The sequence below is a fragment of the Stenotrophomonas sp. P5_A8 genome (genome assembly GCF_056400545.1).
In genome coordinates, this window is record NZ_JBFULB010000207.1 from 1 (window position 1) to 7027 (window position 7027).

The 7027-nt window shown below is 63.7% G+C and carries 5 protein-coding genes and 3 tRNA genes; all 8 read right to left on the reverse strand.

Going from position 1 to position 7027, the window contains the following annotated elements; genetic code table 11:
- Nucleotides 1–14 precede the first annotated feature (14 nt).
- Nucleotides 15–91: transfer RNA gene (locus AC1DQP_RS14085), tRNA-Asp, on the reverse strand.
- An 85-nt stretch (nucleotides 92–176) separates the two neighbouring features.
- Nucleotides 177–253 (reverse strand) — tRNA-Asp (locus AC1DQP_RS14090).
- Nucleotides 254–281: 28 nt separating this feature from the next.
- A tRNA-Val gene (locus AC1DQP_RS14095) sits at nucleotides 282–356 on the reverse strand.
- Nucleotides 357–367: 11 nt separating this feature from the next.
- Nucleotides 368–640 (reverse strand): HU family DNA-binding protein, encoded by a 273-nt coding sequence (locus AC1DQP_RS14100; protein ID WP_038690141.1) that lies wholly within the window; start codon nucleotides 638–640, stop codon nucleotides 368–370.
- 205 nt (nucleotides 641–845) lie between these two features.
- Nucleotides 846–3311 carry an endopeptidase La gene (lon, locus tag AC1DQP_RS14105; protein WP_256776282.1) on the reverse strand — a complete coding sequence of 822 codons (2466 nt, stop codon included), beginning with the start codon at nucleotides 3309–3311 and terminating at the stop codon, nucleotides 846–848.
- Nucleotides 3312–3453: 142 nt separating this feature from the next.
- Nucleotides 3454–4743 (reverse strand): ATP-dependent Clp protease ATP-binding subunit ClpX, encoded by a 1290-nt coding sequence (gene clpX, locus AC1DQP_RS14110; RefSeq protein WP_256776281.1) that lies wholly within the window; start codon nucleotides 4741–4743, stop codon nucleotides 3454–3456.
- Between the two features lie 126 nt (nucleotides 4744–4869).
- The gene (clpP, locus tag AC1DQP_RS14115; RefSeq protein WP_256776280.1) at nucleotides 4870–5496 is read right to left on the reverse strand and encodes an ATP-dependent Clp endopeptidase proteolytic subunit ClpP; all 627 of its coding nucleotides are present in this window, start codon (nucleotides 5494–5496) and stop codon (nucleotides 4870–4872) included.
- 66 nt (nucleotides 5497–5562) lie between these two features.
- Entirely contained in the window at nucleotides 5563–6858 is a 1296-nt protein-coding gene (gene tig / locus AC1DQP_RS14120) for a trigger factor (protein WP_256776279.1), read from the reverse strand.
- Nucleotides 6859–7027 lie beyond the last annotated feature (169 nt).

Sequence of the window (7027 nt, forward strand, 5' to 3'; positions counted from 1 at the left end):
GGCCTCGTCGAAACTGGCGGAGCGGACGGGACTCGAACCCGCGACCTCCGGCGTGACAGGCCAGCATTCTAACCAGMTGAACTACCGCTCCGCACTAAAACTTTTACTGCTCTTCTCAACGACGTCGATCGCCGAGAAAACTAAGGCCCCCGATTGCTCAGGGGCCTCGTCGAAACTGGCGGAGCGGACGGGACTCGAACCCGCGACCTCCGGCGTGACAGGCCAGCATTCTAACCAGCTGAACTACCGCTCCACATTTCAAACTTTTACTGGCGGTGCTGTGGTGGGTGCTGAGGGTTTCGAACCCCCGACCCTCTCCGTGTAAAGGAGACGCTCTACCGCTGAGCTAAGCACCCCAGCAAGCCGCTTAGTTTACGGCATCCTTCAGGGCTTTGCCAGCCTTGAACGACGGATTGTTCGATGCAGCGATCTTGATGGTGTCGCCGGTCTTCGGGTTGCGGCCGGTGCGGGCAGCACGTGCGCGAACCTGGAACGTACCGAAGCCCACCAGCGTCACTGCATCGCCGCCCTTCAGGGCCTTGGTGATGGACGCGATGACGGCGTCGACGGCGCGGTTGGATTCGGCCTTGGTCAGGTCGGCGGCTTCGGCAACGGCATCGATCAATTCGGTCTTGTTCATTCTGTACAGCTCCTTTGGCGGGGATTCCGCATATTCGACAGTGAAGCATCCGACCCACAATGCGGCCGGACGCCAGTGAAGTTCTCGATTCGCCGACGTCAGTGAGTGCTGACTCGCGAGTGGTGCTTTTATACCAGCGCACCCCTACCCGCGCAAGCTGAAAAGCCAATAACGACGCGGGTTTCGGCGATTTCCAGATGGCGCGTCAGTGCTTGACGCGCGTCGTGGAAGCTGTCTTGCCCTTGCTGCGCACTGTGACGCGCGCCCCATCCTTCTTGGCCTTCTTGGGCGTCAGCGGTGCCTCCAGCGCCAACTCCAGCACCTCTTCGATCCACTTCACCGGAATGATCTTCAGATCGCGGGTCACGTTGGCCGGGATATCGGCCAGATCCTTGCGGTTCTCCTCCGGGATGATCACCGTGGTGATGCCACCCCGCAGCGCGGCCAGCAGCTTCTCCTTGAGTCCGCCGATGGCGGTGACGCGGCCACGCAGGGTGATCTCGCCGGTCATCGCCACTTCGGCGCGGATCGGCACCTTGGTCAGCGTGGACACCAGCGAGGTCACCATCGCGATACCTGCGCTGGGACCGTCCTTGGGCGTGGCGCCATCGGGCACGTGCACATGCACGTCGTGCTTCTGCAGGAACTCGTTGTCGATGCCCAGCCGCTCGGCACGCGAACGCACCACCGACAGTGCCGCCGACGCCGATTCCTTCATCACGTTGCCCAGCTGGCCGGTCAGGATCAGCTGGCCCTTGCCCGGCACCAGGGTCGATTCGATCTGCAGCAGGTCGCCACCGACTTCGGTCCAGGCCAGGCCGGTGACCAGGCCGATCTCGTTCTGCTCTTCGGCACGGCCGAAGTCGACGCGGCGCACGCCCAGGTACTTGTCCAGGTTCTTGCCGTTGACCACCACGAGTGCTTTCTTCTTCGCGCCGGCCTTCTTGCCGACCTTGGCCGGCTTGACCGCAGCGACCGGCCCCGCCAGCGCGATGTCCTTGACCACCTTGCGGCAGATCTTGGCCACTTCGCGCTCGAGGTTGCGCACGCCGGATTCGCGCGTGTAGTAGCGCACGATGTCCTGGATGGCGTCGGCCTCGATCTCCAGCTCCTCCGGCTTGAGGCCATTGGCCTTGAGCTGCTTGGGCACCAGGTAACGCATGGCGATGTTGAGCTTTTCATCCTCGGTGTAGCCGGGGATGCGGATGACTTCCATGCGGTCCAGCAGCGGTCCGGGAATGTTGAGCGAGTTGGAGGTCGCCACGAACATCACTTCGGACAGGTCCAGATCCACTTCGAGGTAGTGGTCGTTGAACGCGTTGTTCTGCTCGGGGTCGAGCACTTCCAGCAGCGCCGAGGAGGGATCGCCGCGGAAATCCATCGACATCTTGTCGATCTCATCCAGCACGAACAGGGCGTTCTTGCTGCCGACCTTGTTGAGGTTCTGCACGATGCGGCCCGGCATCGAGCCGACATAGGTACGACGATGGCCACGGATCTCGGCCTCGTCGCGCACGCCGCCCAGGCTCATGCGCACGAACTTGCGGTTGGTGGCCTTGGCGATCGACTGGCCGAGCGAGGTCTTGCCCACGCCGGGCGGACCGACCAGGCACAGGATCGGGCCCTTCATCTGCTTCACGCGCGACTGCACCGCCAGGTATTCCAGGATGCGGTCCTTGACCTTGTCCAGACCGAAATGATCGGCGTCCAGCGTGTCCTGGGCGACCTTGAGGTCCTTGCGCACCTTGGTGCGCTTCTTCCACGGCACGCCCAGCAGCCAGTCCAGGTAGTTGCGCACGACGGCAGCTTCGGCCGACATCGGCGACATCTGCTTGAGCTTGTTGAGCTCGGCCTTGGCCTTGGTCTCCACCGGCTTGGGCATGCCCGCCTCGGCGATCTTGCGCGCCAGTTCGTCCAGCTCGCCCGGTGCATCGTCCAGGTCGCCCAGTTCCTTCTGGATGGCCTTCATCTGCTCGTTGAGGTAGTACTCGCGCTGGCTCTTTTCCATCTGCGACTTCACGCGGCCGCGGATGCGTTTTTCCATCTGCTGCACGTCGATCTCGCCGTCGACCAGGCCGACCAGCATTTCCAGGCGGTCGCCGATCTGCAGCGTTTCCAGCAGGCGCTGCTTGTCGGCCAGGCGCACGCTGATGTGCGCGGCGATGGTGTCGGCCAGGCGCGCGGGCTCGTCGATGCCGGCCAGCGTCTGCAGCAGCTCCGGCGGCAGCTTGCGGTTGGTCTTGACGTACTGCTCGAACAGCGACATCAGCGAACGGGCGATCGCCTCGATCTCGCGCGGCTCGCGCGATTCGTCCGATTCGATTTCCGTGGCGATGCCGTGCAGCGCGCTCTCGCGCTCGGTGACTTCGGTGACGTTGACCCGCGACAGTCCCTCGACCAGCACCTTGATGGTGCCATCAGGCAGCTTCAGCAGCTGCAGCACCTGCGCCAGCGTGCCGACCTGGTAGAGGTCGGCGGCGGTGGGGTCATCGGTCTCGGCCGACTTCTGGGCCAGCAGCAGGATGCGCTTGTCCGCCGCCATCGCCTGCTCCAGCGCGTGCATGGACTTGTCGCGGCCGACGAACAGCGGGATGACCATGTGCGGGAACACCACCACGTCACGCAGCGGCAGTACCGGCAGGTCGAGAGTCTCAGTAGGGGAACGGGCCATGTGGGCTCCAGTGGAACAGTGGGGATGGCCTCCGGGCGCCTCGCCCGGATACAAAAAAAGCCGATGGCCTCGTTATGGGGCCATCGGCTTCTAGMTGCAAGCAGTTCTGAAAAATTTCTATCAATTCAATTACTTGAACCGATTATTCAGCACCAGCCGCCTTCTGTTCAGGCGCCGGTGGCGTCTGGTAAATCAGGTACGGTTCGGACTTGTGTTCGATCACCGATTCGTCCACCACCACCTTGCTGACGTTCTCTGCCGATGGCAGGTCGTACATGGTGTCCAGCAGGACCGATTCGACGATGGTACGCAGGCCACGGGCACCGGTCTTGCGCTTGAGCGCCTTGCGGGCGATCGCGGCCAGGGCGTCCGGACGGAACTCCAGCTCGACGTGCTCCATCTCGAACAGCTTCTTGAACTGCTTGGTGATTGCGTTCTTCGGCTCGGTCAGGATCCTGACCAGGGCCGCTTCGTCCAACTCTTCCAGGGTTGCCACGACCGGCAGGCGGCCGACGAATTCCGGGATCAGGCCGAACTTGATCAGATCTTCCGGCTCGACTTCGGCCAGGATCTTGCCCACTTCCTGCTTGCGCTCGGAGCTCTTCACCTTGGCGCCGAAGCCGATGCCGCCAGCGTCGTTGGAGCGCGCCTGGATCACCTTGTCCAGCCCGGCGAACGCACCGCCGCAGATGAACAGGATGTTCTTGGTGTCCACCTGCAGGAATTCCTGCTGCGGATGCTTGCGCCCGCCCTGCGGCGGCACGCTGGCCACGGTACCTTCGATCAGCTTCAGAAGCGCCTGCTGCACGCCTTCGCCGGACACGTCGCGGGTGATCGACGGGTTCTCGCTCTTGCGCGAGATCTTGTCGATTTCATCGATGTAGACGATGCCCTGCTGTGCCTTCTCGACGTCGTAGTCGCACTTCTGCAGCAGCTTCTGGATGATGTTTTCCACGTCCTCGCCCACGTAACCGGCTTCGGTCAGCGTGGTGGCGTCGGCCATGGTGAACGGCACGTTGAGCAGGCGGGCCAGGGTTTCGGCCAGCAGCGTCTTGCCCGAACCGGTCGGACCGACCAGCAGGATGTTCGACTTCGCCAGTTCGACCTCGTCGTTCTTCTGGCGGCTCTCGATGCGCTTGTAGTGGTTGTACACAGCCACGGCCAGCGTGCGCTTGGCCCGGTTCTGGCCAATCACGTACTGATCGAGGACCTCGAGGATCTCGCGCGGCTTGGGCAGCGAACTGCGCGCCGACTGCGCCTTTTCCTCGAGTTCTTCACGGATGATGTCGTTGCACAGCTCCACGCACTCATCGCAGATGAACACGCTCGGGCCCGCAATCAGCTTGCGCACCTCATGCTGGCTCTTCCCGCAGAAAGAACAGTAGAGGATCTTGCCGGTGTCCGTGGAACGACCTTGGCGGTCTTCGCTCATGCTTCGCTTACCCAGTTACCCCACCCGCTGAACGGGGGTTCGATTCGAGAATAGCACAGGGTCAGGAGGACACCAGTCCTACCCGACCCTGCGGAAACAAGCCGGTTTGCCGGCCTGGCTGCATCATCACGCCGGGGTGATCGACTCTTCCGGACGGCGCTCGAGCACCTGGTCGACCAGACCGTAGGCCACCGCATCGGCCGCGCTCTTGAAGTTGTCGCGCTCGGTATCGCGCGCGATGGTCTCCAGCGACTGGCCGGTGTGCTTGGCCAGCACCTCGTTCAGGCGCGAACGCAGGGTCAGGATTTCACGGGCATGGATGTCGATGTCCGAGGCCTGGCCCTGGAAGCCGCCCAGCGGCTGGTGGATCATCACCCGCGAGTTGGGCAGCGCATACCGCTTGCCCGCCGCGCCGGATGCCAGCAGCAGCGCGCCCATCGAGGCGGCCTGGCCGACGCAGATGGTGCTCACGTCCGGCTTGATGTACTGCATGGTGTCGTAGATCGCCATGCCGGCGGTGACCACGCCACCGGGCGAGTTGATGTAGATGCTGATGTCCTTTTCCGGGTTGTCCGCTTCCAGGAACAGCAGCTGCGCCACCACCACGTTGGCCATGTGATCGTCGATCGGGCCCACCAGGAAGATCAGACGCTCCTTCAACAGGCGCGAATAGATGTCATAGGCGCGCTCGCCGCGGCTGGTCTGTTCGACCACCATCGGAACCATGTTCAGGGCTGTGGTTCGGTTGTCCATTAGTGAGGCACCTATTTTGGGGGGAACGACCCCGCGCCGGGGCGCGGGGCGTAAAACGCAGGCCGCTTACTGGCGGATCGCGTCCTGGAACGACAGCTGTTCTTCGGTGTGCTGGGCGCGCTCGGCGATCCAGTCGATCACCTGCTCTTCCATCACACGATTCTGCAGCCCACTCATCAGCTGGGGGTCATTACGGTACATCTCAATGACCTGCTCCGGCTCTTCATAGGTGGAGGCAATCAGGCGCATGGTTTCATTCAGGCGCTTGGGGTCCAGGCGCAGGTCGTTCTTGCGGGCCACTTCGCCGACCAGCAGGCCGACCAGCACGCGCTTGGCAGCGGCGTCCTTGAAGCCTTCATGGGCGTCGGCCGGGACGTCGCCCGGGTTGCGGCCGCTGCGACGGATCTGCTCGACCTGCTGGGCCAGCATCGCACGGGCTTCGTTCTCGACCAGGCGCGGCGGCATTTCGACCGAGGCGTAGGCGGCGATCAGCTGCTCGCCCACTTCACGGCGCAGGCGGTTCATCAGCGCGCCCTTCAGTTCGCGCTCCAGGTTGGCGCGGATGTCCTTGCGGAACTGCTCCTCGTCGCCACCCTTCACGCCGAAGCTCTTGATGAACTCGGCATCCACGTCCGGCAGCACCGGCGCGGACACGTCCACCGCCTTGACGGTGACCTTGACCTGCTTGCCGGCCAGCGCCGGAACGCGCCAATCGGCCGGGAATTCGACGTCCAGGGTCTTTTCTTCGCCCTTGGCCAGGCCGATCAGGCCCTGTTCGATCTGCTCGAACATCATGCCCTGACCCACGATCACGCTGCCCTTTTCGCTGCCTTCGGCCGGCAGGCGCTCATCGCCGGCCTGGGAGAAGGTTTCCAGCGCAACCAGGTCGCCGTCCTGCGCCCCACGGGTGACCGGGCTCCAGCTGCGACGCTGTTCGCGCAGGTTGGTGATCATCTGGTCGATGTCGGCATCGTTGATGTCGGCGGTGTGGCGGACCACGGTCAGCTTGCTGACGTCGACATCGCCAAAGTCCGGAATCAGCTCGACGGTGGCCACGAAGGAGAACTCGCCTTCCTCGCCCTTGTCGATGCGCGGGGTGCCGGCAATGCGCAGCTCATGCTCGCGCAGGGCGGCATCGAAGGTCTCGCGCAGCAGGCCGTCGACGGCTTCGCTGCGGACCTGCTGGCCGAAACGCTGTTCGATCACCTTGGCCGGGATCTTGCCCGGACGGAAGCCCTTGATGCGCGCGGTGCGGGCGATTTCGCCCAGACGGCCACTGATGTGGGTCTGCAGGCGGTCTTCCGGCAGCGAGAAGGTCAGGCGGCGTTCCAGATTGCCAGTGGATTCGATCGAAGCTTGCATGTTGACTCCTGCCACCGGCGGCAACGCCCCCGGCACGATGTGATGGATGGAACGGGTTTTGAACGCGGGGTCGTTGACGCGCATGCCCGCCGCAGCCCTGTAGTTTCGCCGATATCGGCCAGCGCCGCCAGCGCAGGGCCGGAGCGGCCGTGAAGGCCTGCCCGGGCAG